Genomic DNA, 2,568 nt, shown 5'->3' on the forward strand with positions numbered 1-2,568 from the left:
GGGGAGAGGGCAGACGAGCGAAGCGAAGTCGGGAGAGGGGCAGTAATCAGGGGCTAGCACCCGGTACTACCCCTCTCCCCGGCCCTCTCCCCGCCAGCGGGGAGAGGGAGAAGAAGGGAAGCAATGGCAAGCCTCAAGGCCCTCAAGATCCGCATCGGCTCGGTGAAGTCGACGCAGAAGATCACCAAGGCGATGAAGATGGTCGCCGCCGCGAAACTGCGCCGTGCGCAGGAGGCCGCGGTTGCTGGCCGTCCCTATGCCGAGCAGCTCGAAAAGGTGATGGCGAGCCTCGCCGCTAAGGTTTCGGTCAGCGAATCGAGCCCCAAGCTGCTGGCGGGCACCGGCAAGGATCAGGTCCACCTGCTGATCGTCGCCACCTCCGAGCGGGGTCTCGCCGGTGCGTTCAACTCGAACATCGTCCGCGCCGCGCGCCGCAAGGCCGAAGAGCTGGAAGCCGCTGGCAAGACCGTGAAATTCTATGTGGCGGGCAAGAAGGGGCGCGTGATCAAGCGCTTCTTCCCGACGCAGATCGCCGCCGACCATGAGATGAGCCACATCAAGACCGTCGCCTTCGCCGATGCACGCGCGATTGCCGACGATGTCATCGCGCGGTTCGAGGCGGGCGAGTTCGACATCGGGCACCTGTTCTACGCCAAGTTCCAGTCGGCTTTGGTGCAGGAGCCGGTTGGCCGCCAGATCATCCCGGTCGCGATCGACACCACCGCCGCTCCTGTGGCGGATGGCGGTGCCGCGGTCGAGTATGAGCCAGACGAGGAAACGATCCTCGCCGATCTGCTGCCGCGCAACGTCGCGATCCAGATCTTCCGTGCGCTGCTCGAAAACGCAGCGTCGGAGCAAGGCAGCCGCATGACCGCGATGGACAATGCGACGCGCAACGCCGGCGACATGATCAATCGCCTGACGATCCAGTATAACCGCAGCCGCCAGGCCGCGATCACCACCGAGTTGGTGGAAATCATCTCCGGCGCCGAAGCGCTCAAGTAGTCGATACGAGGAAAGCATCATGGCAACCGCCCCAGACACACTCGCCCCGGCGACCACCAACAGCGTCGGCCGCATCTCGCAGGTCATCGGCGCCGTCGTCGACGTGACCTTCGAGCAGGACCGCCTGCCCGCGATTTTGAACGCGCTGGAAACCTCGAACAACGGCAACCGCCTGGTGCTCGAAGTCGCGCAGCATCTGGGTGAGAACACCGTCCGCACGATCGCGATGGATTCGACCGAGGGCCTGACGCGCGGCCAGGAAGTCACCGACACCGGTTCGCAGATCCGCGTGCCCGTCGGCCCGCAGACGCTGGGACGCATCCTCAACGTGATCGGCGAGCCGATCGACGAGCGTGGTCCGGTTGGCCACACCGACACGATGCCGATCCACGCACCGGCTCCCCTCTTCGTCGACCAGTCGACCGAGAGCGCGATTCTGGTCACCGGCATCAAGGTCATCGATCTGCTCGCGCCTTACGCAAAGGGCGGCAAGATCGGCCTGTTCGGCGGCGCCGGCGTCGGCAAGACCGTGCTTATTCAGGAACTGATCAACAACATCGCCAAGGGGCACGGCGGCACCTCGGTGTTCGCCGGCGTCGGCGAGCGCACCCGCGAGGGCAACGATCTGTATCACGAGTTCCTCGACGCGGGCGTCATCGCCAAGGACGCCGATGGCAACCCGACGCCCGAGGGCTCGAAGGTCGCGCTCGTGTTCGGGCAGATGAACGAGCCGCCAGGCGCCCGCGCCCGCGTCGCGCTGTCGGGCCTGACGATCGCCGAATATTTCCGCGACGTCGAAGGGCAGGACGTGCTGTTCTTCGTCGACAATATCTTCCGCTTCACCCAGGCGGGTTCGGAAGTGTCGGCGCTGCTCGGCCGCATCCCGTCGGCCGTGGGCTATCAACCGACGCTGTCGACCGACATGGGCGCGCTGCAGGAGCGCATCACCTCGACCAACAAGGGCTCGATCACCTCGGTCCAGGCGATCTACGTGCCGGCGGACGATTTGACCGATCCGGCGCCGGCCACCTCGTTCGCGCATTTGGACGCGACGACCAACCTCAACCGCGCGATTTCGGAGCTGGGCATTTACCCGGCGGTCGATCCGCTCGACTCGACCAGCCGCGTGCTGACCCCGGCGATCGTCGGCCAGGAGCATTACGACACCGCCCGCCGCGTCCAGGAGACGCTGCAGCGCTACAAGTCGCTGCAGGACATCATCGCCATTCTGGGCATGGACGAACTGTCGGAAGAAGATAAGTCGATCGTCAGCCGTGCGCGCAAGATCCAGCGCTTCCTCAGCCAGCCGTTCCACGTCGCCGAAGTGTTCACCGGCATTCCGGGCAAGTTTGTGCAGGTCGAAGACACCGTGAAGTCGTTCAAGGCGGTTGTCGATGGTGAGTATGATCACCTGCCCGAGAGCGCCTTCTACATGGTCGGCGGCATCGACGAAGCGATCGCCAAGGCCGAAAAGATGGCGCAGGAAGCGTAAATAAAACTCCCTCTCCCCGCTTGCGGGGAGAGGGTTGGGGAGAGGGGCAGTCACACAGGCTGGCCTATAGT

The 2,568-nt window shown here is 64.7% G+C and carries 2 protein-coding genes; both read left to right on the forward strand.

What is annotated here, in order from left to right; all coding sequences use genetic code 11:
* Positions 1-123: 123 nt before the first annotated feature.
* Positions 124-1,005 (forward strand): F0F1 ATP synthase subunit gamma, encoded by an 882-nt coding sequence (locus ON00_RS06280; RefSeq protein ID WP_010404114.1) that lies wholly within the window; start codon positions 124-126, stop codon positions 1,003-1,005.
* A gap of 19 nt (positions 1,006-1,024) precedes the next feature.
* Positions 1,025-2,497 (forward strand): F0F1 ATP synthase subunit beta, encoded by a 1,473-nt coding sequence (gene atpD / locus ON00_RS06285; RefSeq protein ID WP_010404115.1) that lies wholly within the window; start codon positions 1,025-1,027, stop codon positions 2,495-2,497.
* The last annotated feature ends 71 nt before the right edge of the window (positions 2,498-2,568 follow it).

The sequence above is a fragment of the Sphingomonas echinoides ATCC 14820 genome (assembly GCF_000241465.1).
GTDB classification, from domain to species: domain Bacteria; phylum Pseudomonadota; class Alphaproteobacteria; order Sphingomonadales; family Sphingomonadaceae; genus Sphingomonas; species Sphingomonas echinoides.

Bases quoted from the DNA above. Each gene is read 5' to 3' on its own strand.
- ON00_RS06280 (WP_010404114.1), top strand. From the start codon at position 124: ATGGCAAGCCTCAAGGCCCTCAAGATCCGCATCGGCTCGGTGAAGTCG.
- atpD (WP_010404115.1), top strand. From the start codon at position 1,025: ATGGCAACCGCCCCAGACACACTCGCCCCGGCGACCACCAACAGCGTC.